16 protein-coding genes and 5 pseudogenes are annotated in these 24,490 nt (G+C 68.9%); 9 read left to right on the forward strand and 12 right to left on the reverse strand.

The genetic code is table 11. From position 1 onward, the window contains the following. From G4G31_RS22180 to G4G31_RS22195, 4 genes are all read left to right on the forward strand, one after another. A complete protein-coding gene (locus G4G31_RS22180) occupies positions 1–516 on the forward strand; it encodes a YfiR family protein (protein WP_182989421.1) in 516 nt (171 codons plus the stop codon). After that, the gene (locus G4G31_RS22185; RefSeq protein WP_182989422.1) at positions 513–2,357 is read left to right on the forward strand and encodes a bifunctional diguanylate cyclase/phosphodiesterase; all 1,845 of its coding nucleotides are present in this window, start codon (positions 513–515) and stop codon (positions 2,355–2,357) included. The genes G4G31_RS22180 and G4G31_RS22185 overlap by 4 nt, the downstream gene beginning before the upstream one ends. An 18-nt stretch (positions 2,358–2,375) precedes the next feature. After that, positions 2,376–3,527 carry a diguanylate cyclase gene (locus G4G31_RS22190; RefSeq protein WP_182989423.1) on the forward strand — a complete coding sequence of 384 codons (1,152 nt, stop codon included), beginning with the start codon at positions 2,376–2,378 and terminating at the stop codon, positions 3,525–3,527. Between the two features lie 187 nt (positions 3,528–3,714). Then, positions 3,715–3,951, forward strand: coding sequence for a hypothetical protein (locus tag G4G31_RS22195; protein WP_182989424.1), 237 nt, complete (start codon positions 3,715–3,717; stop codon positions 3,949–3,951). A 69-nt stretch (positions 3,952–4,020) separates the two neighbouring features. Here the strand turns inward: G4G31_RS22195 and G4G31_RS22200 are convergent, their stop codons facing one another. From G4G31_RS22200 to G4G31_RS22230, 7 genes and pseudogenes are all read right to left on the reverse strand, one after another. Continuing rightward, positions 4,021–4,914, reverse strand: coding sequence for an RMD1 family protein (locus G4G31_RS22200; protein ID WP_182989425.1), 894 nt, complete (start codon positions 4,912–4,914; stop codon positions 4,021–4,023). A 153-nt stretch (positions 4,915–5,067) separates the two neighbouring features. Continuing rightward, positions 5,068–6,024: a ferritin-like domain-containing protein gene (locus G4G31_RS22205; RefSeq protein ID WP_182989426.1), complete on the reverse strand. Its 957-nt coding sequence runs from the start codon at positions 6,022–6,024 to the stop codon at positions 5,068–5,070. A 29-nt stretch (positions 6,025–6,053) separates the two neighbouring features. Further along, entirely contained in the window at positions 6,054–7,289 is a 1,236-nt protein-coding gene (locus G4G31_RS22210) for a hypothetical protein (protein ID WP_229425189.1), read from the reverse strand. 223 nt (positions 7,290–7,512) lie between these two features. After that, positions 7,513–8,631, reverse strand: coding sequence for a response regulator (locus tag G4G31_RS22215; RefSeq protein ID WP_182989427.1), 1,119 nt, complete (start codon positions 8,629–8,631; stop codon positions 7,513–7,515). Positions 8,632–8,815: 184 nt separating this feature from the next. After that, positions 8,816–9,136 (reverse strand): annotated as a pseudogene (locus G4G31_RS29530) (response regulator); the annotation flags it as partial. Between the two features lie 17 nt (positions 9,137–9,153). Further along, positions 9,154–9,765: a response regulator gene (locus G4G31_RS22225; RefSeq protein ID WP_182989428.1), complete on the reverse strand. Its 612-nt coding sequence runs from the start codon at positions 9,763–9,765 to the stop codon at positions 9,154–9,156. Between the two features lie 94 nt (positions 9,766–9,859). Continuing rightward, a pseudogene (locus G4G31_RS22230) lies at positions 9,860–12,013 on the reverse strand (ATP-binding protein); the annotation flags it as partial. Positions 12,014–12,446: 433 nt separating this feature from the next. Here G4G31_RS22230 and G4G31_RS22240 point away from each other — a divergent pair. The 4 genes and pseudogenes from G4G31_RS22240 to G4G31_RS22255 all read left to right on the forward strand — a co-directional run bounded on the left by G4G31_RS22240 (position 12,447) and on the right by G4G31_RS22255 (position 18,561). Next, a pseudogene (locus G4G31_RS22240) lies at positions 12,447–13,018 on the forward strand (DUF2760 domain-containing protein). Further along, a pseudogene (locus tag G4G31_RS22245) lies at positions 13,015–14,873 on the forward strand (Hsp70 family protein). The pseudogenes G4G31_RS22240 and G4G31_RS22245 overlap by 4 nt, the downstream one beginning before the upstream one ends. A 10-nt stretch (positions 14,874–14,883) precedes the next feature. After that, positions 14,884–17,724, forward strand: a pseudogene (locus G4G31_RS22250) (Hsp70 family protein). 273 nt (positions 17,725–17,997) lie between these two features. Then, complete coding sequence (locus G4G31_RS22255) at positions 17,998–18,561, forward strand: porin family protein (RefSeq protein WP_182989429.1); 564 nt, start codon at positions 17,998–18,000, stop codon at positions 18,559–18,561. Positions 18,562–18,585: 24 nt separating this feature from the next. Here the strand turns inward: G4G31_RS22255 and G4G31_RS22260 are convergent, their stop codons facing one another. The 3 genes from G4G31_RS22260 to G4G31_RS22270 are packed head-to-tail and all read right to left on the reverse strand — an operon-like array spanning position 18,586 to position 21,240. Further along, positions 18,586–19,389 (reverse strand): MipA/OmpV family protein, encoded by an 804-nt coding sequence (locus G4G31_RS22260; RefSeq protein WP_182989430.1) that lies wholly within the window; start codon positions 19,387–19,389, stop codon positions 18,586–18,588. Beyond that, entirely contained in the window at positions 19,307–19,945 is a 639-nt protein-coding gene (locus G4G31_RS22265) for a response regulator transcription factor (protein ID WP_182989431.1), read from the reverse strand. Before G4G31_RS22265 ends, G4G31_RS22260 begins: the two co-directional genes overlap by 83 nt. Then, positions 19,942–21,240 carry a sensor histidine kinase gene (locus G4G31_RS22270; RefSeq protein WP_182989432.1) on the reverse strand — a complete coding sequence of 433 codons (1,299 nt, stop codon included), beginning with the start codon at positions 21,238–21,240 and terminating at the stop codon, positions 19,942–19,944. Before G4G31_RS22270 ends, G4G31_RS22265 begins: the two co-directional genes overlap by 4 nt. A 147-nt stretch (positions 21,241–21,387) precedes the next feature. On the opposite strand from G4G31_RS22270, the gene G4G31_RS22275 reads away from it, so the two are divergent. Further along, positions 21,388–22,137 carry a hypothetical protein gene (locus G4G31_RS22275; protein WP_182989433.1) on the forward strand — a complete coding sequence of 250 codons (750 nt, stop codon included), beginning with the start codon at positions 21,388–21,390 and terminating at the stop codon, positions 22,135–22,137. On the opposite strand, the gene G4G31_RS22280 is transcribed toward G4G31_RS22275, so the two are convergent. Next, positions 22,094–24,049 carry a gluconolaconase gene (locus tag G4G31_RS22280; protein WP_229425191.1) on the reverse strand — a complete coding sequence of 652 codons (1,956 nt, stop codon included), beginning with the start codon at positions 24,047–24,049 and terminating at the stop codon, positions 22,094–22,096. The genes G4G31_RS22275 and G4G31_RS22280 overlap by 44 nt on opposite strands. Beyond that, the gene (locus G4G31_RS27140; protein WP_229425192.1) at positions 24,046–24,366 is read right to left on the reverse strand and encodes a hypothetical protein; all 321 of its coding nucleotides are present in this window, start codon (positions 24,364–24,366) and stop codon (positions 24,046–24,048) included. Before G4G31_RS27140 ends, G4G31_RS22280 begins: the two co-directional genes overlap by 4 nt. Positions 24,367–24,490 lie beyond the last annotated feature (124 nt).

Raw genomic sequence — 24,490 nt, forward strand, 5'->3', positions numbered from 1 at the left:
ATGACGCCGCGCGCCTTCATCCCTGTCGTCTGCACCGCGCTGGCCCTGCTGGCGCAGCTCGCGCTGCTGGCACCCGTGCCGGCATGGGCGCAGGTGCGCGATGTCGACCTGAAGGCGGCGTATATCTACAACTTCGTCCAGTTCACCACCTGGCCGGAACTGGGCCGCGCCGAGGGGAACCCTTCTTTGTCTGCGCCAGTCCCGACAGCGCCCTGTGGGCCAGCCTGCAGGCCTTCAACGGCAAACCCGTCAACAACCGCGCCTGGGTACGGTCGATGCGGGCAGCCGCCTGAAAGCGGGCAGCTGCGACGTGCTGGTGCTGGCGCGCGCCGCCGACCGGCCGGCCCGGCGCAGGGCACGCTGGTCGTGCGCGACGGCGCCGGCCGCGGCATGGCCGCCATCACCCTGGTCGACGGCGACGAGCAGATCCGCTTCGACATCAATACCGACGAAGCCACGCGCAGCGGCCTGCGCTTCAGCTCGAAACTGCTGCGCCTGGCGCGCAACGTGACATGACCCGCCCGCGCACACCCCGCAAGTTCCATCTGTCGAAGATGCTGGGCACGGGCCAGCTCACGACCGCCGTCGCCGCCCTTGGCGTGGCCGGCTTCATCCTGCTGGGCTATCAGTTCATCTCGCTGCGCCAGACCCTGACGGCCGACGTGACGGTGCACGCGGCGATCATGGCCGACAATATCGCCGCCTCGCTGATGTTCCGCGACAGCGAGGCCGCCACCGAAATGCTGCGCTCGTTCCGGCCTGCTCCCTTTCTCCAGGAAGCGGCCGTGTTCGACCGCGGGGGCAAGATCTTCGCCTGGTACCGCCGCGACGGCGCCGCCGCCCCCCGTTCCCAGTTCTGGATCGAACCGGTCGCCGTGACGCGCCCGGTGGTCTACCGCGGCACCGAACTGGGGCAGGTGCGCCTGGTGGCCGATACCAGCGGCATCCGCGACAGCCTGTGGCGCTACGGCACGCTGCTGGGGCTCGCCTTCCTCGGCGCGCTGGTGACGAGCGGCCTGGTGTCGCGCAAGATGCGCTCGCGCATGGCCAGGGCCGAACGCGAACTGGCGTATCTCGCCTATACCGACCCCGTGACCGACCTGCCGAACCGCCGCGCCGGCCACGAGGCGCTCGACACGATGATCGAGCGCGCGCGCATCAAGGGAGAAAAGGTCGGCCTGCTCCTGATCGACCTGGACAACTTCAAGGTCGTCAACGACACCGCCGGCCATGACGCCGGCGACCATCTGCTGCGCCTGGTTGCCGGCCTGCTGCGCGACCAGACCCGCGAGACCGACCTGGTGGCGCGCATCGGCGGCGACGAGTTCGTCGTCATCGCCGGCCCGCTGCACGGATCCGACGAGCTGCATGTGCTTGCCGAGCGCATCATCGCCGCCCTGCAGCAGCCGCTGCAGCTGGACGGCCTCGAGTTCGTCGCCACCGCCAGCATCGGCTCGGCGGTGTTTCCCGACGATGCCGACAGCGCGCCGGAACTGGTCAGCAATGCCGACACCGCGCTGTACGACGCCAAGGATGCAGGCCGCAACCGCCTGGGCCAGTTCCGCCGCGAGATGATCGTCGCGGCCCAGCGCCGCGCCCAGCTCGAGCGCGACCTGCGGCGCGCACTCGAGCACGGCGCACTGGACGTGTTCTACCAGCCGCAGTTCGACTGCCCCTCGCGCACCCTCGTCGGCGTGGAGGCGCTGGTGCGCTGGAAGCATCCGGAGCACGGCTATATCGGCCCGGACGAATTCATCCCGATCGCCGAGCAGAGCGGCCTGATCGGCGAACTGGGCCGCTTCGTGCTCGAGCGCGCCTGCGTCGATATCCACGCCCTCGGCGAATACACGGGCCTGCCCCTGACGGTGGCGGTGAACGTGTCGGCACGCCAGTTCCGCGAGGACGAGTTCCTGCAGGTGGTGCAGGACATCCTGGCGCGCTCCGGCCTGCCGGCCGAACGGCTCGAGCTCGAGCTGACCGAAAGCGTGCTGATGGACGACGTCACCCGCGCGGTCGACTTCATGCATGCCATCCGCCGGCTCGGCGTGCGCATGTCGATCGACGACTTCGGCACCGGCTACTCGTCCCTCTCTTACCTGCAGTCCTTCCCGATCGACCAGCTGAAACTCGACCGCAGCTTCGTGCGCCCGCTGCCGGCCGGCGGCGCGACCCTGGCCAGTGCCGTGATCGCGCTGGCGCACGGCTTCAACCTGGCCGTGGTCGCCGAAGGCGTGGAAACGCCGGAGCAGCTGGCCTGGCTGCAGGCGGCGGGCTGCGATGTGGCGCAGGGCTACCTGCTGGGCCGCCCCATGCCGATCGACGCGCTGCGCGAGCAGGTCGCGGCGGTAGTCGTCTGAGTGCATCGAACGACCTTCATGACAGACCACCAGCCTGCCCGTGCCGACGATGTGCGTGGGCACCAGAAGACCCGTCGGCACAGGATGCTGATCGGATCGCTGTCCTACCTGTTCACCCTGTCGCTGGTGGTCGCGTTCTGGTACCGCGGCGATTATGGGTTCGATATCGTGCGCAACTACGTGCTCGCCGTATCCGCACTCGTCGCCACCTTCTATCTCCTGATCCGCAGCGATATCAACCTGCGCTTCGCCGACCCGAGCATGACCCTGGCGCAGGTCACCACGTCCATCCTGCCGGCGTTCTACGTGATGTATCACTCCCAGGACTCCCGTCCGGTATGCATGATGCTGTGCTTCTCCGCGGCGATGTATGGACTGTTCCAGTTCCGCATGCGCGACTTTCTCGTGCTGAGCTTCGTGGTCAGCGGTGGCTATGCCGCCCTGATTGCCCTCATCTATTTCACCAGGCCGGGTGAAATCCACCTGCAGCTGGAAATCCTGCTGTGGTGCGCACTCACGGCCACCTTCCTGCAGTTCAGCGGCCTGGGCGGCTACATTTCCAGCCTGCGCCACAAGGTCAAGGGGCATTACAAGGAACTGGCGACGCGTAACGCCGAGCTCGAGCAGGCCCTGCTGCGCATCCAGGAACTGGCCATGCACGACGAACTGACCGGCGTCTTCAATCGCCGCTTCCTGATGGAGACGATTCGTGCGGAAAAGCTGCGCGCCGACCGCACCGGCGAGGTATTCACGGTCGCCCTCCTCGACGTCGATCATTTCAAGAGCGTCAACGACCGCTTCGGCCACCTGGCGGGCGACCGCGTCCTGCAGGCGATCGCCCGGACCGCGAGCGGCGCGCTGCGCCAGACCGATTACTTCGGCCGCTACGGCGGCGAGGAGTTCGCGCTGCTGCTCACCAGTACGGATGCCGCAAGCGCCCGCGTCACGGCCGAGCGGGTGCGCGAGGCGATCGCGGCCTTGTCCCTTGCCGACATTGCTCCCGGCTTCCGGGTGACCGTCTCGATCGGCATCGCCGAGGCATGTCCGGACGAGAGCAACGAAATGACCTTCAAGCGTGCCGATGACGCCTTGTACCGGGCCAAGGAAGCGGGGCGCAACCGCTGTGTCCTTGCCGATGAAGCGGCCGAGGATGCAAGCGTGCACGGCTGATCGCGGCAGCGGACTGGCAAACAGGCATCTTGCATGGCTTTCAATGGGACATTTTGTCCGGATGCAGGGGAGCCGCTTTTCAGTAGAATGTCCTGGCAGGTGCGGCAATCCATCCTCCGATGGCGGCCGCCAAGGTCTTCTCCTCTCTCATCCGCATTCGGCACATCGCCTGGAAATACGCACCATCATGGATTGGTTCCCTATCGTTGCCGGTACGTTCAAGGTGCTCGCCCTGGGCACGGGCATGTTCTTCGCCATCAAGTGGCATTACGATCAAGGCAAGAAGGGGAAGGCGCGCGACAAGCGCGACCTGCTGCGCGCGGCCGGCAAGGTGGCAGCGGTGTTCGTGCTGGCGCTGCTGGCAATGGGGCTCCTCACTTTCGGCCTTCTCAGCACGCTCAGCCTGGACCTGGGCTTGCGGTGATGGCCAAGGCCACGCCATCGGCGCGGCCAACCCGGCACGTGGCCTGAACCCCGCCCGGGCCGCGGCGATTCAACCGATCGTCTGCCCGAAGTGGCCGTACAGCCCCAGGCACAGCTCGACGAAGATCAGCAGGAAGATCGCCTGCTCGAGCCGGTGCGAACTGTGGTAACGCATGGTTTCGACCAGGGTTTCCGAGGTATGCGACAGCGTCGTCAGCTTGCGGTCGAGCGCCTGCGCGCGGTCGTGCAGTTCGAAATCCCCTTCCAGCCTGGCGTACAGGCCCGACAGACCCGGGTTATCCCATAGCAGGTCGGGCCGGTCGAGCACACCGGCGCGGCCGTTCAGGCGGTTCTCCGCCAGCAGCATGTTGCCGGCCGCCTTCAGGAGTTCCGCCGGCTTTGCGGAAAAGCGGCCATCCTCGGCCAGGTCGCGCGCCAGCGGTTCGATGCGGTCGAAGTCGCGCGCGGCGCGGCGCTCTGGAACGACAGCATGCTGGCCTTGGCCATCACCTCGGCAATGAGCTGCAGGCGCAGGCGGTCGGCGTTCTTGATCTTGATGCAGCTGCCCGCCGGGCCTTCTTTCCTCGTCCGGGCGCACCTGGACCTGCGCCGTTTCCTCCGCGCCCGCGTCGCCCGGCCCGGAAGCATGCGCGGCAAGCGCCTGCAGCAGGCGTGCCTTCTCCTCTTTCGACGCATTGAACAGGACGATGGCGCCATAGCGGAAGACCGCGGCAATGCCGCCCTGGCCCAGTTTCACCGTGAAGGGCGAGGTGGCGATGACCTCGAAGCCGGACAGCGCCTTGAGGTCGATGCGCTCGGCCACCATGAGGGCAGTGGCGGCAAACTGCGTTCCGGCGATGAGCGGACGCTGGAAGGGCAGCTTCTCCGTTTTGAGGTGCAGGCCGGGACGGGTGCGCGGGCGTGGATTCCAGCGGATCTGTTGTCGTTCGAGGTGGCTATCCATAGTCTGTCATGTGCGCGCCGGGGAACGAGGACATGGTCCGTCGTGCCGCCTTTGCGCCGCAAGGATGCGGCATGCGGGGCGGCGCCGACGCAGCGCCGGCGCTGTCAAAACGTCATCATATCGGAACTTGCGGCGGCGCCGTTTTCGCTACGGCTACGGATGGGAGCCCGGACCCAGGCGGATCCGCGGCGGGCGGCGGATGGAAACGCCGCCCCTTGTCCCGGCTTGCCTTTGCCGGCCGCGGAGGGCCTGCACGGCGCCATGGCTGGCGCCGTGCGGGCAGGACGACGCGCCTTTCAGGAAGTCGATCCGGGCGGCGCTATCGGTGCCGCGCCGGAGACGCCCGACATCGCCGTGCCGCTGTGCAGGGCGCGTGCGCGTCCCAGGTCGCTCAGTCCCACCGCCTCCTCGTACCAGGTCTGGATCATGGCCTGGTGCTTGCGCTCCTGCAGCAGCGCATTGCCGAAACCTTCGACCATGTCGGCCTGCTCGTGCTCCTCCGCCAGCGCGATCAGGGGTTTCCCAGCCGACGCCGTCGCTCAGTTCCGCCGTCAGGATTGCGTGCAGCGACTGCGCCAGGCTCGTACGCGGGTCGTTCAGCACCTGCACCAGGCCCATGGCCTCGACGCCGGCCATGTCCGCGCTGGGCGTCATGGCGGTCGGGTCGCCACCCATCGAGGTGATGGCGTCGCGCAGCAGCAGCGCATGGCGCGCCTCGTCGCCGCGGATGCTGGCGACGTCGTCGAGGTTGATCGAAGCCCGCCCTTCGTTGACCACCGCCAGCTTGGTCAAGAGCGCGTCGTAGAGCCGGGTCGCGGTGCGCTCCATGGCCAGGCGCTCGGCCAGCTTGTCGAGCAGGACTTGCGGCTTGTCGCCCTTGAGCATGTTGACGCCCATGCTGACCATCCCCTTCATCGTACCGGGCATCGGGATCGAACCGACGTTATCCCCTTCCGCGATATACGACTGGCGCAGCTGCGCCATCGCGGTTTCGTCGCCCGGGTGGCCCCGGGCGATGATCCTGTCGTCGTCGAGCATGGCCTTCGTTTGCAGCGGCGACATCTGCACGCCGGTCTTGTTCATGCCTACATGTTCCTTCTCTTGTGCCATATGGCCTCCTGAATGTTGTCGATGCGGACTCAGTGCGCCGTCATGCCGCTGGCCGGGCGCTGGGCCGCGGCCACCGTGCCGGTCGGGATGGTGGCCCCGCTGGCACCGTCGCGCGCCATCAGTTCGGTGCCGGGCGTCCAGATGTAGCCTGCCGAGACCGGGCCGCTCGGCTCCCCTTCGCTGTGCAGCATGGCGCGGTAGTCGATGCTGGCCTGGCTCTCCTGGGCCTTCGGCACGAATTGCGGGCCCATCCGGCGCAAGTCGACCTCGTCGACCAGCACCTGGCGGTAGAAATCGCGCTGGCTCTTCAGCTCGATGGGGCGCTCGAAGGGTGCGGTGATGATCTCGGACGGGTCGCGCCGTTCGTAGGTCCTGAAAGCCTCGCAGGCGGCATGGAAGTGGCCCAGCTCGTAGTCGAGGAAACGCTCCCAGATGGCTTTGATGCGCGGGTTGGTCTCGGACTCGACGCAGCTGTAGTAGTTGTAGCACTCGTTGGCTTCATGCAGCACCCATTGCTCGAGCCAGGTTTCCGAGGGGTCGAGCATCGACTCGTACTGGGTCACGTGCTGCTCCTCGACGGAGGCGATCTCGGCGTACAGCTGGCGCGCGATCGGATCGGAAAACACCGGACCGACGTTCATGTAGTAGTTGTGGGTCTGCTGCTCGGTCGAGGTGATGGTCAGCGCGTGCAGCTTGCTGAGCATGTGCGCATTGGTGCGGTCGTAGTGGTTGACCGGGTCGTCCGTCGGGTAGCGGTGGTGTTCCCAGGTCGGCCGCGCCGGCACGATGTCGGTATAGCTCTGGGTGATGTTGTTCGGGTCCTTGCCCTCGAGCCGGTCGAGCAGCGCCGAATAGCGGTAGAGGTGGTCGAAATCCTCCAGCAGGCCATAGCGGTAGGTCTGGGCCAGGTAAGGATCGGGCTCGCGCTGGGCGACGGCGGCGGTCAGCTCGATGGCCACCTGCTCGTAGGCGATGGTGATTTCGAGCGGCGAATGGTCGGCGGACAGCAGCCAGTTGATCATCGTGGCCTGGTGCTGCTCCGAACGGCGGATCAGCGCCAGCGGCAGGCGCAGGTCCTTGTTGAAGCGCGCCGCCATGTGCGAGAAGCGCAGCGCTTCGACCTCGATGCCGTTCATCATGATGACCCGGACGCGGGTGAAGGCATCGTCGTCGAGCTTGCTGATCGGCGCGCGCACCATGTCGCGCCAGGTATAGCGCTGATTCTCGATCGGCGTACCTTTTGAATCGAATAGGCTGAAAGCCATGTATTCCTCCCGGTTAATTGGATGCCCGGCCAAACCCAGGCCTGTTCACCACATTAACCACACCGGCAGGAAGATCAATCGGAATTCATTTGAAGCCCGATAGGCGAAATCTATTTAGAGCGCCTGACCATTCTCAAATGAATTGGATCTGCTCGACCATGATAACGGCAAGGATCGCCAGCATGGGCGGCATCCACGCGGCCCCGTGCGGGCGCAGCGCCGCCTAGTCGGCGGTGTCCTTCGCCGTCCGCTCAGCGAGCAGCAGGCCTTGCACCAGCCGTGTCATCTCGTCCAGCCGATACGGCTTGCGCAGCAGGGGTACGCGCTGGAAAACGGCGTCGTCGCGGCCGACCTCGCCCGGATAGCCCGAGGCGAACAGCACCTTCGCATCCGGCAGATGCTCGGCGGCGGCCAGCGCCAGGTCCTGGCCGCGCGTGGCCCCCGGCATCACGATGTCGGTGAACAGCAGGTCGATCGGCAGCTTCTGGCGGATCAGGCCGAGGGCGGTTTCGCCATCGGCCGCCTCGAGCACGCACAAGCCGAGTTTGCGCAGCACCTCGACACTGGCGCTGCGCACCGCGTCCTCGTCCTCGACCACCAGCACGGTCCGCACCGGCGCCGCGCCCGTTCCCGCGCCGTTGTCCGCAACCTGCTCCGGCGCTGCCGGAAAATACAGGGTCACGACGCTGCCCTGGCCGGGCGTGCTGGACCAGGTCGATCTGGCCGCCGCTTTGCGTGACGAAGCCGAAGGCCAGGCTGAGGCCAATGCCGGAACGGCGATTGCCGGCCTTGGTCGAAAAAAGAAGGGTTCGAAGGCGCGCCGCTGCACTTCCGGCGTCATGCCGGCGCCGTTGTCGGCCAGGCGGATGCGCAGCCAGCCTGCCGCATCGGTTTCGCCGCCGCTGCCGGGGGCAGCCGCGGGCGCCAGCTCGATCGCCAGCTGCCCTTCCGGTCCCATCGCCTCGGCGGCATTGCGCACCGGGTGCAGCATCGTCTTGCCGAATTCGGCCTGGTCGAGCGCAACCGCCGGACAGGCGCCGTCGACGGCGATGCGCAAGCCGCGTCCACCCGGGGCTTCGCGCAGGCGCTCTTCCATGCCGAAGAGGAGCGCATCGACCCGGAGCAGGGCCGGCTGCAAGCGCTGGCGCCGGGCGAAAGCCAGCATCTGCGAGGCCAGCGTGGCGCCGCGGCGCACGCCATCGGCGGCGGCGTCGAGCCGGCGCAGCGTCGGCTCGTGGGTGCGGTGCGCGATGCGCAGCAACTGCAGGTGTCCGCTGATCAGGTGCAGGACGTCGTTGAAATCGTGCGCGATGCCGCTCGTCAGTTCGCCCAGCGCTTCCATTTTCTGCGCCTCGTGCAGCGAGGCCTGCGCCGCCGCCAGTTCCTCGCTCCCGCTGCAGCAGGGCGGCCTGGCTGTCTTCGAAGGCGCGGCGTGCCTGGTCGCGCTCGACGATCGTGCGGTAGGCCCGGGTGTGTGCGCGAATGCGCGCGGCCAGTTCGATACGGTCCGGCCATTTGACGAGGTAATCCATGGCCCCGGCGGCAAAGCCCTGCGCTTTCGTCCCCGGGTTGTCGTTCGAGGACACCATGATGATGGGCACGTCAGCCAGCTGCGGGTGCGCTTTCAGCTCGCGGATGACTTCCAGCCCGTCGATCATCGGCATGTGCAGGTCGACCAGGATCACCGTCGGCGCGCAGGCTTGCGCATACGCGAGCGCGCGCGCCGGGTCAATCAGGTAGTCGACGGCAATGTCCGGTTCGGACGCGAGCATTCCGCGCACCAGGTCGGCATTGAAAGGCTGGTCGTCGATGAGCAGCAGGCGGGCGTCGCGGGTCTGGTTCGGCATGGCGGGCACCCGTTCGCTCAGCCGCACAGGGCTGGCGGCACCGGCGTCAGCTCGGCGATGCTCACCTGCAGCTGCAGCAGGTCGTAGGGTTTGGGGAGCAGCATGATGGGACTGTCGGCGGGCAGCGCGATAGTGCCGCCCTCGCCCGAGGCCAGGATCACCTTCAGCGTCGGCTGCAGCGCGATCGCACGCGTGGCCAGTTCGATCCCGGACATGCCCGGCAGGTTCAGGTCGGTGAACAGGATGTCGACGGGACGCTCGCGCAGCAGCGCGAGCGCCTGCTCGGCCGAGCCGCTGCCGCTGGCGGCATGGCCGAGCGCGCAGAGCAGCTCGCAGGCCAGCTCGCGCGTGTCCTGGTCGTCCTCGACCACGAGGATGGACCGCCCATCCGGCGTTTCCAGCGCCAGCGTGCCCGGCCCGAAGGACGGCTCCGCGGGCATGCAGGCGGCAGCCGCGGCCGGCAGCGGCGCCGGCGCACCGGGTAGGTGGCCGCCATCGAGCAGGCGTGCGCGCACCGCGCGCGCCAGCTGCGCCCGGCCATAAGGCTTGGGCAGCAGCTCGATATCGACGTCGAACACGCCGTCGGGCAGGTGCCCGGAGGTCAGCAGGATTTCGGTGCCGGGGGGCAAGCACGCGGCAGCGCGCCACCAGCGCCGCGCAGTCGACCGTGCCGGGCATCGACAGGTCGGTGAACAGCAGGTCGACCGCCACGCCGCTCTCGAGTATCGCCAGCGCCGCCTGGCCGTCGCCGGCACACAGCACGTCGTAGCCGAGGCCCTTCAGGATTTCCGTGGTCGATGCCACCACGGCCGCATCGTCGTCGACGACCAGGATGGTTTCGCCGGCGCCGTGCAGGCTGACGTGTTCGATGTCGCGCTCGTGCACCACGGCGCCATGCGCGCGCGGCAGGTAGATCAGGATGGTGGTGCCCTGGCCCGGCCGGCTCTCGATGCGGATTTCGCCGCCGCTCTGCTTGACGAAGCCGTAGACCATGCTCATGCCCAGGCCCGTTCCCTTGCCCGGGGCCTTGGTCGTGTAGAAGGGGTCGAAGATCTTGGCCTGGACTTCGGGCGGCATGCCGCAGCCGGTGTCGGTGATCGACAGGCACACGTGCTCGCCGCCGGCAGCACCGTCCAGGCGCACGTTGGCCAGGCCGATGGCCAGCCGGCCCTCGCCGCCCATCGCGTCGCGCGCATTGATCGCCATGTTCAGGATGGCGTTCTCGAGCTGGTTGCGGTCGACCTCGACGTTCCACAGGCCCCCGGCTTCCTCGCGCGCGATCTCGATGCGGTCGCCCAGCGCCCGCGCCAGCAGCGAAGCCATCTCCGCCAGCAGCTGGCCGAGATGGGTCACCAGGGGCTGCAGGGGCTGGCGGCGCGCGAAGGCGAGCAGCTGCGAGGACAGCTTCGAGCCGCGCTCGACGGCGGCCACCGCGTTCGTCACGCGCGCGCCCAATGTGCTGCTGACGCCATCGAGCTCCATCAATTGCAGGTTGCTCGAGATGATCTGCAGGACGTTGTTGAAATCGTGGGCGACGCCGCTGGCCAGCTGGCCCACCGCTTCCATTTTCTGTGCCTGGCGCAGCGCCTCTTCCACCTTGAAGCGCTCGGTTTCCTCGAGCACGACCTTGCGCTCGAGCGCCCCGTTCAGTTCGCGCAGCGCGATCTCGGCCTGGCGCAGGCTTTCTTCGGTGCGCTTGCGTTCGGTGATGTCGAAGGCCACGCCCAGGTAGCGCTGTTCGCCCGCCACGGTCGACGCGACCGGCTGGCCGCGGCGCGCAATCCAGCGTTGTTCGCCCGTGTCGACGCGGGTGATCTGGAACTCGGCATAGGCGATCGGATTGGCGTCGGTGGCCAGGCGCTTCGGTCCCGACAGGTGCGCATCGGTCGGCACGATATGGCGCATCAGGATGTCGGCACTAATGTCGGCATCGGGCGCAAAGCCCCACAGGCGGCGGTAGGCATCGGACACGATGACCTCGCCGGTGGACGGATACCACTCGAAAGTACCGATCTCGCCCGCCTCCTGGGCTACGCGCAGGCGTTCCTCGGTCAGCGCGTGTTCGGTGATGTCGACGCCCTCGACGAAAATGCCGTAGATATTGCCAGCGGCATCCCTGAGCGGCTGATATACGAAATTCAGGATGCGGCGCACCGCACCTCCGTCGCCGCTGTCGATCTGGACGTCGAGGCCCTTGGCGTGGAAGGGTTCGCCTGTCGCCCGCACCCGGTCGAGCACATCGATCAAGCCCTGCTCGACGATTTCCGGCAGGGCCTGGCGCACGGACTTGCCCAGCACCTGGCGGTGCTGGACCAGCCGCAGGTAGGCATCGTTGGCCAGCTCGAACACGTGATCCGGTCCCGTGACCACCGCCATGAAGCTGGGCGCCTGGCGGAACAGGGCGTTGAGGAAGTCCATGTCGCCGGCGAGCTGGCGGTTGGCGCGCTCGAGCCGCAGGCGCAAGGCGTCGAGGTCGGCGTTGACCCGGGCCAGGTGCTCCTGTTCGCGCGCACGCTGGCGCTCGCTGCAGACACGCGCCGTGGTTTCGATCACCGTCGAGACCACCCCGGCTACCCGTCCATCGTCGCCGACGACCGGCGAGTAATACAGGTCGAACCAGGCTTCCTCCGGCTCGCCGTCGCGCTCGAGCACGAAATGCTGGTCGCGAAAGACACGTTCTTCACCCGCGTAGCAGGCGGAAAAGACGCTGTCGTTGAATTCGCGCGCCTCCGGCCAGGCAGCCAGCACCGGCAGGCCGAACATGGCCGGATGACGGGCACCGGCAACGACGGCGTAGCTGTCGTTATAGATCAGGACATGCTCCGGCCCCCAGGCCAGCACCATCGCGATCGGCGAGCGCAGCACCATGTCCACCATGGTGCGCAGCGCCTGCGGCCAGCCTGCCGGCGCGCCCAGCGAGGTGCCGCTCCAGTCGTGGCCGCGTACCGGGCGGCGGTTGCCCCAGCACAGGCGGGCCAAACGGTGGTGCTCATTTCTGCCTCATGCGATGGTGGGTGGCGAGGGGGCGGAACCGCGGGAAAGCGCGATGATCGTGGGAAATATGACCAACAGTGTACCACCCGCAGCAGTTCGCGACCGTACGCGGCGCTAGCGTGCGCGCCTCTCCGGCCGCGTGGCGGCGCCAGCGAGGCAGGTTTCCCTGCCGCGGCGCGCCACCGGACAGCAGCCACGCGTGGCGCCCGCGAATGGGTGAACTGGTATCATTCGCGTTTGTCCGGACGCCGGCCCGGCGTTTGTCCGACAACGTTGTCGGACAGCGCGCCCGTCCTTCACCTTACAGAACATAAGAATGAGCACACCGACCCAACTGCCCTCTTTCTGGAGCCGGCTCTCCCTGGCTTTCGGCACCTTCTTCAAGACCATCGGCGACGCCGAATTCGCCGCCCGCGTGCGTGACGACGAGGTCGGCCCCGTTGCCGCGCCACCCGTGCAGGCCGCGCCTGCTCCCGCTCCCGCTCCCGCCCCGGCTCCGCTGCGGGTCGCGACCCCGGACGCCGCCCTGCAGCTCCTGACCCTGCTGCAGCGCGAAGCGCGCCTGGTCGACTTCGCCCACGAAAACCTGGCCGCCTACGCCGATGCCGACATCGGCGCGGCGGCCCGCGTCGTCCACGAGGGCTGCGCGCGCGTGCTGAAGGAACACTTCACGATCGCCCCGTGCGTGCCGAAGCCGAGGGCGCGCGCGTCACCCCGGAGGAAGGTTTCGATGCCGCCAGCGTGCGCCTGACCGGCAACGTGGTCGGCAAGGCCCCGTTCAAGGGCACCCTGTCGCACCGCGGCTGGCGCGCCCTTGAGGTCCGCCTGCCGCAGCTGGCCCAGGAGCACGACGCGACCGTTCTCGCTCCCGCCGAGGTGGAACTGTGAGCGCGCGCTACGCCATCGGCATCGACCTGGGCACGACGCACAGCGCGCTGTCCTGGGTCGACCTGGAAGCCTCCGACGGCGAGAAGACCGCGCACGGCGTGCTGCCAGTGCCGCAGCTGACCGCGCCCGGCACCGTCGAGGCGCTGCCATTGCTGCCCCTCCTTCCTCTACCTGCCGCACCCGGACGAACTGGCGCCGGGCGAACTGGCACTGCCCCGGAATACGGAGGGCGAGCTGGCTGTCGCCGGTGAGATGGCGCGCAGCCGCGGCGCGACCACGCCGATCCGCCTGGTGTCGTCGGCCAAGAGCTGGCTGTGCCACCCCGGCGTGGACCGCCGCGCCGCCATCCTGCCCGCGGACGCGCCGGAAGAAGTCACGCGCGTCTCGCCGCTGGACGCCTCCACGCGTTACCTGCAGCACCTGCGCCGCGCATGGGACCAGGCCCACCCGGAAGCACCGTTCGACCAGCAACAGGTCACCGTCACCATCCCCGCCTCCTTCGATCCGGGCGCGCGCGTACTGACCGCGGAAGCGGCGCGCAATGCCGGCTACAGCTCGGCCACCCTGCTGGAAGAGCCGCAGGCGGCTCTCTACAGCTGGATCCAGGGCAGCGGCGGCGCCTGGCGCAAGCAGGTCAAGGCCGGCGACATCGTGCTGGTGGTGGACGTGGGCGGCGGCACCAGCGACTTTTCGCTGATCGCCATCCGGAACGCGAGGGCACGCTGGAGCCGCACCGCGTCGCCGTCGGCGACCACATCCTGCTGGGCGGCGACAACATGGACCTGGCGCTGGCCCACCTGGTGGCGCGCAAACTCGCGGCGAATGGCACCCAACTCGACGCCTGGCAGATGCGCGCCCTGACCTACGGCTGCCGCGGCGCCAAGGAACACCTGCTGGCCGACGCGAACGCCGGCGCCTGGCCGATCGTCGTGCCCAGCCGCGGCTCGAAACTCATCGGCGGTTCGATCCGCACCGAACTCACGCGCGAGGAAGTCACCACTTTCATCACGGACGGCTTCTTCCCCGCGTGGAGGCAAGCGCACGGCCAGCCGTGCGTGCGCGTGCCGGTCTCACGCAACTCGGCCTGCCGTATGCCCGGGACGCCGCCGTCACCCGCCACCTGGCCGCCTTCCTTGCGCGCCAGGCCGGAGCGACTGCCGAACTGCAAGGTTTCGAAGGCCGCGTCAAGCCCGAACACCGCGACGGCGGACCGACCTTCCTGCACCCGAGCGCGGTGCTGTTCAACGGCGGCGTGTTCAAGTCCGCCATCCTGGCCCAGCGCGTGATGGACACCATCAACGACTGGCTGTATATGGAAGGCGCCGAGCCCGCGCGCATGCTCGAAGGGGCGGACCTCGACCTGGCGGTGGCACGCGGTGCGGCCTATTACAGCTATGCCCGCCGTGGCGGCGGCGTCCGCATCCGCGGCGGCACCGCGCGCTCCTATTATGTCGGCGTGGAGTCGTCGATGCCGGCCATTCCCGGCATGGAGCCGCCGATCCAGGCCCTGTGCGTGGCGCCCTTCGGCATGGAAGAAGGATCCGAGCTCGAACTGCCGGGCCAGGAATTCGGCCTGGTAGTGGGCGAGCCCGTGCACTTCCGCTTCTTCGGCTCGACCACGCGGCGCCAGGACCGCATCGGCGAAGTGCTGGACTTCTGGGGGCCGGACGAGCTGCAGGAACTGAACGAGATCCAGGCCACGCTGCCGGCAGATGGCCGCACGCCGGGCGACGTGGTGCAGGTGCGCCTGCATGCGCTGGCCACGGAGGCGGGAACGCTCGAACTGGTGGCGCAGTCGCCGGAAGGCCAGCGCTGGAAGGTCGAATTCGACGTGCGCCACAGCGCGGCTCAGTAAGCGCTGAACGGTGAGCACCTACCTGGTCAGCATCGACCTCGGCACCACCAACACGGTGCTGGCCTATGCCGCGCCTGGCGCGGCCGAGGTGAAACTCTTCGCCATCGACCAGCTGGTCGCTCCGGGCGAAGTGGCTGCCCAGCCCCTGCTGCCCTCGAACCGCTACCATCCTTTCGAGGGTGAACTTGCCGCCGGCGATTTGCAGCTGCCCCGGCAGCAGCCCGACGTGGCGGGCGTGCCGCTGGTCGCCCTTGGCCGCCTGGCGCGCACGCTCGGCGCGGGGACGCCCGGGCGCCTGGTCGCCAGCGCCAAGAGCTGGCTGTCGCATCCGGGCGTGGACCGCATGGCGCCCATCCTGCCCTGGGGTGCCGAGCCTGAAGTACCGAAGGTGTCGCCGGTGGCGGCCAGCGCCAGCTACCTGGCCCACCTGCGCGCCAACTGGAACACGCGCTTTCCCGGCCATCCGCTCGAACGCCAGCAGGTGGTCCTGACGGTGCCGGCATCCTTTGATGAAGGCGCGCGCGCGCTGACCCCGGAAGCGGCGCGGCTGGCCGGCCTGCCGGACGTACGCCTGCTGGAAGAACCGCAGGCGGCACTCTACGACTGGCTGTACCGTCATCGCGCGACGCTGGCCGAGGATCTGGCAGACGCACGCCTGGTGCTGGTGGCCGACGTCGGCGGCGGCACCACCGACTTCAGTCTCGTCAAGGCCGCACTCGAGGACGGCGAACCGAAGCTCACCCGCATCGGCGTGGGCAACCACCTGATCCCTGGGCGGCGACAACATGGACCTGGCGCTGGCCCACCTGGTCGAGGCGCGCATGGCCGAACAGGAAGGCAGCGGGGCGCAGCGCCAGCGCCTGAGCGCCGCCCGCCTGTCCCAGCTCACCGAGCGCTGCCGCGCGGCCAAGGAACAGCTGCTGGCAGCGGACGCGCCGGCACAGGTGACGGTCACGCTGCTCGGAAGCGGTTCGCGCCTGATCGGCGCCAGCCGCAAGGCCGAACTGCGCCGCGACGACATCGAACGCGTGGTGCTGGACGGCTTCTTCCCGCTCAACGACAGCCAGGACGACGCCAAACGCGCGCGCGCCGGCATCGTCGAATTCGGCCTGCCGTATGCGAGCGACCCAGCCGTCACGCGGCATCTGGCCAGCTTCCTGCGCCAGCATGCGGGTGCCGCGCGCGAGGCGCTGGGCCTGCCTGGGGACGACACCGCCCTGCCCGTGCCGGACACCCTGCTGCTCAACGGCGGCGTGTTCCGCGGCCAGGCGCTGGCGCAGCGCCTGCAGGACACGCTGGCAGGGCTGGCGGGCAGCCGCTGCGTGTGCTCCACAACGACAATCCGGATGTGGCCGTGGCCAGAGGCGGCGTCGCCTATTCGCTGGCGCGCCAGGGCGCCGCGCCCGCCATCGAAAGCGGTGCCGCGCGCAGCTACTACCTGCTGCTGGAAGGCGAGCGGGCGTCGAACGGCATGCTGCGCGCCGTGTGCCTGCTCCCGCGCGGCACGCCGGCCGCGTTTGAGGCGCGCCTGGCCGAACGCAGCTTCGCGCTGCGCCTGGGGCGGCCGGTGCGCTTCCACCTGGTGTCGACCGTGGCCGATCACGCCGCGCCACGGCCGGGCGACCTGGTCGACCTGGCGCCTGGCGAGGTCGTGCGCCTGCCGCCGATCGCGACTGTCCTGCGCGCGGCACCAGGCAGCAGCGCACGCACCGACGTCGCCGTACAGCTGGTGACGACCCTGAGCGAAGTGGGCGCGCTGGAAGTGCATTGCGTGGCCGAAGACGGCAGCGGACGCTGGCAGCTTGCGTTCGAACTGCGCGCGGCCGACAGCACGCCTGAAGACGCGCCCAGCGAGGCCGAAACCCTGCCGCCGCAACTGGACGCGGCCATCGACAGGATCGACCGCGTCTTCGGCACCCGCTCGAAAGCGGTCGACCCGAAGGAAGTGCGCCAGCTGAGGGCCAGCCTGGAACATCTGCTGGGCGCGCGCGAGCGCTGGGCCACGCCCCTGCTGCGGCGCCTGTTCGACGCGTTGATGGAACGGGCGAAGGGCCGGCGGCGCTCCGCCGAACACGAGCGCGCCTGGCTGAACCTGGCCGGCTACTGCCTGCGCCCGGGCTTCGGCGACCCGCTCGACGGCTGGCGCATCGAGCAGCTGTGGGCCATGTTCGAGACCGGGGTGCAGTACCACAAGGACACCCAGGTGCGCGCCGAATGGTGGACCCTGTGGCGGCGCGTGGCCGGCGGCCTGGATACGCAGGCGCAGCTGCGCCTGCTGGATGATTTCGCCTTCAATTTGCAGGCCGATGCCTCGGAACGCGGCAAGCGCCCTGTTACCCTGGTCGACGGCAGCGAGGACGACATGCTGCGCCTGGGCGCATCGCTCGAGCGCATTCCTTCTGCGTACAAGGCGGAGATCGGCAACTGGATGATGGAACAGGTCCGTGCGATTCCCGGCTCCGCCGCCAAACTCGATGCGAAGACGGCGGCGGCCTACACCCGCTACCTGTGGGCGCTGGGCCGCGTCGGGGCGCGCCAGTCCTTCCACGCGAGCGCGCACGAAGTGGCCGCGCCCGCGGTCGCCGAGGCGTGGCTGGGCGAGCTGTTGAAGCTGGACTGGAAGAAGGTCGAGCCGGCCGGTTTTGCGGCCAGCCACATTGCCCGCATGACGGGCGACCGCTCGCGCGACATCGGCGAAGCGGTACGCGCCGAGGTGCTGCGCCGATTGCAAACGATCGGCGCGCCTGCCAACTGGATCGCCATGGTGCGCGAGGTCGTGGAGCTCGACCAGGCGAGCGAGACGCGCATGCTGGGCGAGGCGCTGCCGCCGGGGCTGAAGCTGCTGCGCTGACGATGCCCGCCGCTTCGCGGTCGTAGGGTAGGCGGCTATACCCGGCTGCCGGATCATCCGGGCTGCGAGCGCCGCCTGCGCGTTCAAGCGGCGGGTGATCGGTCGCGAGGCTTCTGGAGCCGCCTGAACGCGCAGGCGCCGCCGGGGCCGCGTTCGTGCAGAGAACCGGGCCATGGCCGCCTACCCCAGGTTTCGTATGCATGACCGATGGCACATGTGCCGATCGCTGTGCTTTCCTAGAATCTGGTCTCCACCATCTCAGGAAACAGCACCATGACCAAATCCCTCTTGTCCACCCTGATCGCCGCCAGCCTGTTCGCCTCCACCGCCCAGGCCCAGCAAGCCTATGTCGGCGCGACAGTCGCCGCCGGCGCGACCTGGCGCTACCAGGAAAGACCGGGCAGCCCGAACGCCGACGAAAAAGTCATGTTCGGCAAGCTGTACGGCGGCTACGCCTTCAACGATCACTTTGCACTGGAAGGCGGATGGGGCGCTTACGAGAAAGCGACTTTCGACAAGGCCGAGACCGGGGCGCCCCAGGATGCGGCCCTGCGGGCCAACCTGGTCTACCTCGCGGCGCGCGGCAGCTATCGCCTCAACGACGCCTGGTCGCTCACGGGCAAGCTGGGCGCGGTGCGTCACTTCCAGGAGGAGAGCATCGGCGCCACGTCCACGAAGTACCACGACGGCAGCGCGATGTTCGGCGTCGGCACGGCCTACCAACTGACGCCGCACGCCGCGCTGACGCTGGAGTACAACGACTACGGCAAGATCCGCACGCCCGATTCGAAGCGCACGGTGCGCCACCTCGAAGCCGGCTTGACATTCGGCTTCTAATGCCTGCGTGCACTCCCGGTAGCGTCAGTAACGGTACAGCAGCATCACGAACGACGTCTGGCTGTTGCGCCGGGCGGTCCGGGGGCTGGTCGCGGCGTCGCCCATCAGCCGCTTGAATTCGAGCCCGGTGACGAGCTCGTACTTTGGACCGAGTTCCCAGTGCCAGCGGCCGCCCAGATAGACGTCCTTGACGCCGGCCGACGCATCGGGCCCGGTACCGAAATGGGCCTGCAAGTAGCGCCGGTCCACCAGGCGCAGCCCGGCCGCGAGACCGATCGAATGGTGCGGCACCAAGCCGTTGTACGAGACCAGCTGCGCATCGATCATGGCGGTGCCGCGACTGCCTGTCATGCGACTGCCATGGGCGCCGATCGTCAGGTTGTGCAACAGCTTGTATTGCACGAAGGCGCCGGCCACCGGCATCAGGCGGGTCCCGTGGCCGGGCCGCGGCGTCGGTTCGCGCGCCAGCGACACGAGCGGTCCATAGCGCAGGTCCTGCGTGCCCGACAAGTGCATCCCCAGCCACCCCCCGTCCGGAAAACGCCGTTGCTCCAGCGTGCTTCGAAGTGGGGATGGACGAAGTTTGCGCGCGCGTCGCTGCCTTCGTCTTTCTCGCCACGGCCGTAGGCGGCGCCGATCGCGAACTCGCTGGTCCCCTCCGGCATCATGAACGGCGACTCGGCGGCGTGGGTCGCGGGCGCGGCCAGGAACATACCCAGCGCCAGCGAGACGGCACGCGCCGCCATCAGATGCACCCCAGTTCCAGGCCGCGCAGCACGGCGCGTACGCGGTCGCGCACGCCGAGCTTGGCGAGAATGCTCGACACATGGTTCTTGATCGTGCCCTCGCTCGGCCCCAGCGCCGCCGCGATTTCGCCATTGTTCAGGCCTGCCGCCATCAGCGCCGGGATCTCCGTCTCGCGGCCGGTCAGCGGCGTGTGCGATCCCTGCACGGCCGCGCCGGCAACGCTGCTGCGCTCGAAATTCCCGCGCGTGCGCTCGGTCAGCGCGGGCCGGAACAGGGTTGCGCCGGCGGCCACGCTGCGGATGCCCTCGGCCAGGCGTTCCAGCGAAATGTCCTTCAACAGGAAGCCGCGGGCACCGGCACGCATGCCGTCGAACAGGGCCTCGTCATCGTCGAAGGTGGTCAAGAGGATCGTCGGCGGCAGTGCGGCGCCGCTGCGGCGCAGCAGCTCGATGCCGGACACCTGCGGCATGCGCACGTCGAGCAGCAGCACATCGGGCGCGTTCGCGGCGATCACGGCCGGGGCGGATGCGCCGTCGGCCGCCTCGGCCACCACGCGAATGTCCGGCGTCAGTTCGAGCAGGCCGCGGATACCGCTGCGCACCAGGGTCTGGTCGTCCACCAGCACGACCCGGATCATGCCGGCTCCCCTGCCGGCGCCGCCATCGACGCTAGGGTGGGCGCCATTTGCTCAGGCAGGGCGATCGCCAGCCGGAACCCCTGTCCGCGCGCCGTCTCGACATGCAGCCTGCCACCCAGTTCGGCCACCCGCTCGCGCATGCCCGTCAAGCCGTTGCCTTCGGACGCGATGCTGCCCTTGCCGTCGTCGGCAATGGTGGCCAGCACCTCCCCGCCGCGCAATGCGATATCGATGACAAGCCGGGATGCCTGTGCGTGCCGCACCGTGTTCGTCACCGCCTCCTGCACGCAGCAGAACAGCGCGTGGGCGACGCTTGGGGAGCAAGCCTCCACGCCGGCGTCCACCCGGAGTTCGATGCGCGGTGCCGGGATGCCCGCGCACAGCAGGCGCAGCGCTTCGCCGACATCGATCTGGCGCACTTGCCGCTCCATGCCGACCACGCCGCGCACCTCGGACAGCAGGCTGCGGGCCAGTTCGCGCGACGTACGCAGCGACGCGGAAGCGCCCTCGCCCGCCTGACGCAGGCCCAGGTCCAGGTGCAGGTTCAGCGCCGTGAGGTGATGGCCGACGGAGTCGTGCAGGTCGCGCGCGATACGCATTCTTTCGGACGCGCGCACGGTCTCGGCCAGCAGCGATTGGGTAGCCTGCAGTTGCGCATGCGAGGCCGCCAGCTGCAGGCGTGCAGCGCGATCCTTGCGTACCAGCCAGGTAAACCCAAAGGCCAGCAGCAGCATGCAACGCTCGAAGGTTTTCACCGCCAGCACGGTGCGGGCAGTGCCGTCGCTGAACTCGGCTCCGTTATGCAGCAGCAGGAGCACATCGGCCGCGAAGCCGGCGCTGAACTGTGCGGCCAGCCAGGCCAGGCCAACGCGCAGGGGCAGTAGCGCGGCCAGCTGGACCGTCGCCAGCAGGCCGAAGACGAGCGAATCGAGCAGCACGCCGATCGCCATCTGGGCCACAATCAGGAAAAGCGTGGCGGCACCCGCCTTGCGGAAGCTGGCCCGGTATAGCAGGACGACAAAGAGCCCGATCAGAAGCGCTTCGGCGCCGAGGAATAGCTGCAGCGCCATCTCGGCCCGGTCGGAACCGGCGCGCAGTAGCGAAGGCGCGGGCGTGAACATGGCTGCAGCCTGCGTTGCCGCAATGCCGAGAGGATTGAGCAGGTTGTCGTCCCCCGTCCCGCGCAGCCAGCGCGACACCAGCTCCGAGGTGGCGCAAATTGCGCTCGCGACGAGCGCTGCGGCGGCGTAGCGGGTAACGGCGGGCGGACGGCTGTCAGGGGAGTATGGGTGCATGCTTGCTGCTATGATAAGTCTGGCGGGCAATTCTACGCGAGGCTGCCCGATGCAGGAAGCATCGCGCCGCCCGGGCATGACTTTTGGCACATGGGGTGCCAGGCCAGACGCCGTAGAATGCGCCGCCGCGACATACCACAGGATGCGATGAGAACGACGATGTATGCCAGCACGCCGCTGGTACTGATGCTGGCGCTGACGCCCATGCCGTCCCCGGCGGCGCCGGAACCGGAACCGGTAAGGGTATTCGTGAACGCCGCGCGCGACTCCGAATGGCACAGCTACCGCCACGCCTACAAGGCCGCCCGCTTTTTCGAGGCCTACACCCGCACCCGGCCGCTGATCCAGGCCCACATGCAGATCCGCCCGCTGCGGCCCGACCTGCCCCTGACTGGCCTGCGCATCGAGCTCGCCGGCGAAACGACGAAGATCGATATCCCCGTCGACGACATGGGCCGCGCCGTGCTGCCGATGCTGAAAGCCGCCTACGACGAGGACGCGGTGCTGCGCCTGAACCGCCAGAAGGGCCACTACACCTTCAGCGGACGCTATTCGATCCGCGAGCGCGACGACGGCGTCTACCGTGGAGCCGACCTGCGCGCCGCCTGCGAGCAGCTGCTGAGCGCCCAGCGCGAATCGGGCTACCGCTTCCGCCTGCTCGGCAAGAAATGCGCCGGTGTGAAGTTCGTCTACAAGCTGGCCGACGCCACGCCGCAGGTGCTGCACCGCGACGCCGCCGGCGCCGAACGCCTGCTGCCGGTGGTGGAAGCGCAACCGTTCGAGAACAACACGATGGGCCTGTACAAGGTGGCCGTCTACCGCTTCGCCGACTGGCCCGCCGACGGTAGCGTCGTCACGCAAACCAGGGCGCTGGCGATCGGCACGCTGTACGACTGAGCGTCGCCAGGGTGGGAGCTGCGCGCGCAAGCTGTCTTGATGCGGCGCGAACGCGTCCCTTGCGCAAGCTGCGACGGTTCAGGGGCCGCGCCCTACTCCACCGTGATCGCCAGGTCCCGCCCTTCCAGCGCCACCTGCCCGGCAAAATCCGCCGCAAAGATGCGCAAGATGTAGTCCCCGGCGCCAGCCCACCGACACGCCACGAACCGCGCACGGCCTGGCCGTCCTGCAGCCGGTTGTTGACCGCATAGGCGAAGCGCGTGGCCTTGCTGCCGTAGACGGTGATGCCGCTGCTGTCGGCGTAGACCAGCTTCACGGCTTCGCGCTCGCGCGGCAGGCGGTCGTAGACCTGGGTGATCAGGGGCTGTTCGTAGCCGGCCACCGGGCTGCCGTCGGCGTGCAGCACCTGGTAGCCCAGCTTGTAGAGGCCGAGGCGCCGCCGCGCCAGGTTGCCGTCCATCTGGTCGTAGCCGTCGGCCACGATCGTCACCTCTCCTATCGTGCGGGCCACGCGCAGGCGCTCGCCCTTTCGGCCGCAGGCGGCGCCCGGCGTCGTCGTAGAGCGCGATACCCGGATGCGCGGCGCGACCGTATCGCGCAGGCCGATGAAAGGCAGGGTCAAGGGATTGACCATGGCGCCGCCGGGGTAGTAATCCATGTGCACGTGGGCCATCGGATTGATGGTGCCGAGGGCGTCGCCGACGGCGAAGCGGGTGCCGCGCCGTACCCGCACCCGTTCGGGCTTGCCACGCGCACCGAGCAGCAACTGGAAGCGCGGATCGAGCGCCTTGCCGGCACTGTCGCGGCCCACGCGCATGTGGATATAGGAGAATGGACCGAGGCTCATGCCCTCGCCGAGATTGCCGAAGGCCCAGTTCGGATAAGGGTCGCTCACCTTCGAGGGCAGGATCGCCAGCACGCGTGAACCGACGTCGGCGCGGATATCGAGACCGCCGTGGAAGTGGTCGCGGCTTTCGCCGTCGTAGCTGCCGCGCACCTCGCCCATCACGCCGACGACTTCGTGTGCGCCTCCGTCTGCGGGCCGACCGACCCAGGGCATCGGTTCGCGCCGCACCAGCGCGGCGGCCGGCAAGGCCTGCGCTGGCGGCATCGCGGTGCCCGCCTTCGGCGCGGCCAGCGTGAACACGCGCAGCGCCTGGCCGTCGCTGACCGCCAGCGAGCCGTCGCGGCGCACGGCGATCCCGCGCGGCGCGTACAGGCGCACCGTGCCGTCGCTGGCATAGCTCGATTCCGGCGGGCGGTCGACATCCGGCAGGGCGCGATACTGCCCGCCCGGCGCGACCTGGACGATGCGTCCCCCTGCCCCGCTCGCGACATACAGGTAACCGTCGAAGGTCAGCGCCAGCGCGACGGGACGGCGCAGCATCGGGCGCGGCTCATCCTCCAGCGCCGCGGCGAAGGTCGTCACCGCGCCGAGCTTGTCGATGCGGCGCACGGCATCGTTGCCGGTATCGGCCACGTACAGGATGCCCTCCTTGTCGACGGCGATCGCGCTCGGCGTATCGAAGAGCGCGGCGCCGCCCGTGCCATCGGCCTTGCCTGGCGTACTGCCGCCGGCCAGCGTGGTGACGGTACCGTCGGGCGCGATGCGGCGGATGCGGTCGTTATAGGTATCGGCCACGTAGACGACGCCATCGCGATCCACCGCCACGCCGACCGGGCCGTTGAAGCGCGCGGCGCGGCCGATGCCGTCCGCGAAGCCGGCTTCGCCGCCGCCCGCGAGCGTGGTGACGCTGCCGTCAGGCGCGATCTTGCGGATGGCGTGGTTGCCGGTGTCGGCGACGTAGAGGTTGCCGCGGCGGTCCAGCGCCAGGGCGGAAGGGGTATCGAAAGCGGCGGCGGCGCCGATGCCGTCGGCAAAGCCGGCCTGCGCGCCGGCGAAGGTGCTCACCGTGCCGTCGGGCGCAATGCGGCGGATGCGGTTGCTGTCGCCCCGTCGGCCACGAATACGTTGCCTTGAGGATCGGCGACGGCGCCGAAGGGATCGCTGAAACGGCTGGCAGTGGCGGCGCCGTCGACGACGCCACCGACACCGTCGCAAACCAGTGGGGTGACGCGTGCCGCCCAGTCCGGTTTCGTGGGCAGCTCGGCCTGCACCGGGATGGCCCGGCCAGGCGTGGCATTCTTGCTGGCCGTGAAATAGAAGGCCGCGCCTGCGGCGAGCACGGCGGCGCTCGATACCGCCGCGATGAGGATTTTTCGGTTCACTGCTGCTGCCTGCAAGTTGCTCAGGCCGCAAGTCTAACCGATCGGCCGAGCCCGCGCGGGACGGCAGGGCGTGCCGGCAGCGGGCAGCGGCGGCAGTTCAGCAACCCGGCGGTTCAGCTGCGCA

The sequence above is a fragment of the Massilia sp. Se16.2.3 genome, assembly GCF_014171595.1.
GTDB lineage: Bacteria > Pseudomonadota > Gammaproteobacteria > Burkholderiales > Burkholderiaceae_D > Telluria.

Bases quoted from the DNA above. Each gene is read 5' to 3' on its own strand.
- G4G31_RS22180 (WP_182989421.1), top strand. From the start codon at position 1: ATGACGCCGCGCGCCTTCATCCCTGTCGTCTGCACCGCGCTGGCCCTG.
- G4G31_RS22185 (WP_182989422.1), top strand. From the start codon at position 513: ATGACCCGCCCGCGCACACCCCGCAAGTTCCATCTGTCGAAGATGCTG.
- G4G31_RS22190 (WP_182989423.1), top strand. From the start codon at position 2,376: ATGACAGACCACCAGCCTGCCCGTGCCGACGATGTGCGTGGGCACCAG.
- G4G31_RS22195 (WP_182989424.1), top strand. From the start codon at position 3,715: ATGGATTGGTTCCCTATCGTTGCCGGTACGTTCAAGGTGCTCGCCCTG.
- G4G31_RS22200 (WP_182989425.1), bottom strand. From the start codon at position 4,914: ATGGATAGCCACCTCGAACGACAACAGATCCGCTGGAATCCACGCCCG.
- G4G31_RS22205 (WP_182989426.1), bottom strand. From the start codon at position 6,024: ATGGCACAAGAGAAGGAACATGTAGGCATGAACAAGACCGGCGTGCAG.
- G4G31_RS22210 (WP_229425189.1), bottom strand. From the start codon at position 7,289: ATGGCTTTCAGCCTATTCGATTCAAAAGGTACGCCGATCGAGAATCAG.
- G4G31_RS22215 (WP_182989427.1), bottom strand. From the start codon at position 8,631: ATGGAAGCGCTGGGCGAACTGACGAGCGGCATCGCGCACGATTTCAAC.
- G4G31_RS22255 (WP_182989429.1), top strand. From the start codon at position 17,998: ATGACCAAATCCCTCTTGTCCACCCTGATCGCCGCCAGCCTGTTCGCC.
- G4G31_RS22260 (WP_182989430.1), bottom strand. From the start codon at position 19,389: ATGTGTCGAGCATTCTCGCCAAGCTCGGCGTGCGCGACCGCGTACGCG.
- G4G31_RS22265 (WP_182989431.1), bottom strand. From the start codon at position 19,945: ATGATCCGGGTCGTGCTGGTGGACGACCAGACCCTGGTGCGCAGCGGT.
- G4G31_RS22270 (WP_182989432.1), bottom strand. From the start codon at position 21,240: ATGCACCCATACTCCCCTGACAGCCGTCCGCCCGCCGTTACCCGCTAC.
- G4G31_RS22275 (WP_182989433.1), top strand. From the start codon at position 21,388: ATGAGAACGACGATGTATGCCAGCACGCCGCTGGTACTGATGCTGGCG.